This window comes from Nocardioides pakistanensis (assembly GCF_054781215.1).
This window is the reverse complement of the sequence record NZ_BAAGUV010000078.1, coordinates 1-1626: the sequence shown is the minus strand read 5'-3', so window position 1 is coordinate 1626 and position 1626 is coordinate 1. Positions and strand designations below refer to the sequence as shown.

At 71.9% G+C, this 1626-nt stretch carries 2 protein-coding genes; both read left to right on the top strand.

The genetic code is table 11. The annotated features are described in order from the left end of the window. A partial coding sequence (gene istA / locus ACYVIH_RS22465) for an IS21 family transposase (RefSeq protein WP_460871780.1) occupies nt 1-1291 on the top strand: 1291 nt, incomplete at its 5' end. Further along, a partial coding sequence (locus ACYVIH_RS22460; RefSeq protein WP_460871779.1) for an ATP-binding protein occupies nt 1288-1626 on the top strand: 339 nt, incomplete at its 3' end. The genes istA and ACYVIH_RS22460, both read left to right, overlap by 4 nt.

Genomic DNA, 1626 nt, shown 5'->3' with positions numbered 1-1626 from the left:
GCTGGTCGCTCTGGGCTACACCGGGTCGGAGCGCACCACCCGCCGCGCGGTCGCGCAGGTCAAGGCGGCTTACCGGGCCGGCCGGGTGCGGGTGCACCGGCCCTGGATCACCGAGCCGGGGATGTGGCTGCAGTACGACTACGGTGACGGCCCCGTCGTCGACGGCGTCAAGACCGTCCTGTTCGTCGCGTGGCTGGCCTGGTCGCGGTTCCGGGTGGTGATCCCGCTGCGCGACAAGACGATGCCGAGCGTCTTCGCCGCGCTCGACCAGGCGTTCCGGCGCCTGGGCGGGGTGCCGACCTACGTGTTGACCGACAACGAGAAGACCGTCACCAGCGAGCACATCGCCGGGATCCCGGTCAGGAATCCGCAGCTGGTGGCGTTCGCGCGTCACTACTCGGTGACCGTGCACACCTGCGTGCCGGCGGATCCGGCGTCCAAGGGCGGCACCGAGTCGTCGGTGAAGATCAGCAAGGCCGACCTCGTCCCGAAGGACGCCAACCTGCGTGGCCAGTACGCCAGCTTCGCTGAGCTCGAGGCGGCCTGCGTGGACTTCTGCGAGAAGGTCAACACCCGGCCCCACCGGGTGACGAAGCGGCCACCGGCCGAGATGCTCGCCGAAGAGCGCGCCCGGCTGCACCCGGTCCCGGCGACGCCGCACACGGTCGCGTTCGGCACCACGCGGGTGGTGCCGGCGAACACGCCGATGGTGACCTTCGAGTCCGGCCAGTACTCGGTGCCGCACACCCTGCTCGGCGCAACCGTATGGGTCCGGGTTCACGGCCGCGGCGCCGACGAGCAGGTCGTCATCGTCCACGTCGGCGAGGACGGCCCGATCGAGGTCGCCCGCCACCGACGGGCCACGCCCGGAACGCCGAAGATCGAGGACGAGCACTTCCCGCCCCAGCCCGAAGGGCCGCTGGACCGCCGCCCCCGGGCGAAGAACGCCGCGGAAGCCGAGTTCCTCGACCTGGGCGAGGGCGCCCGGCTGTGGCTGGTCGAGGCCGCTGCCGCGGGCACCCCGCGCATGCGGGTGAAGATCACCGAAGCGCTCGCCTTGGCCAAGCTGTTCGACCCCGTCGAGGTCGACTGGGCACTGGGCCACGCCGCGGTGCACGGCCGGTTCGCCGAGGCCGACCTGTCCTCGATCCTGGACCACCACGCGCGTCGCCCAGCTTCGGGTGAGCACCGTGCCAGCGAGGACTCCTCGCTGACCCAGGGCACCAGCGCGTGGGCACGACTCGGAGCGCCGGTGAAGGCATCGGGCACCGACGAGCAGGTGATCGCGTGAGGACCACGAGCACTGCGCCGCCGTTGCCCGCCGACCTGGAGGATCTGCTGCGCAAGCTGCGGCTGCCGCACATCCGTCGCCACGCCCCCGAGGTCGTCGCGACCGCGAAGGCCCAGCGCTGGGAGCCCGCCGAGGTGTTGAAGGCGCTGTTCGCCGAGGAGGTCGCCGGCCGGGAACGCTCCGCACTTGCCACCAGACGAGCCGCGGCCGGGTTCCCGACCGGGAAGACCTTCGAGGCCTGGCAGCCCGAGATCTCCTCGATCCCGGCACCGACCCAGCAGGCGCTACGCACACTGGAATGGGTCCACCGCCGCGAGAACCTCGTCGTGTGCGGC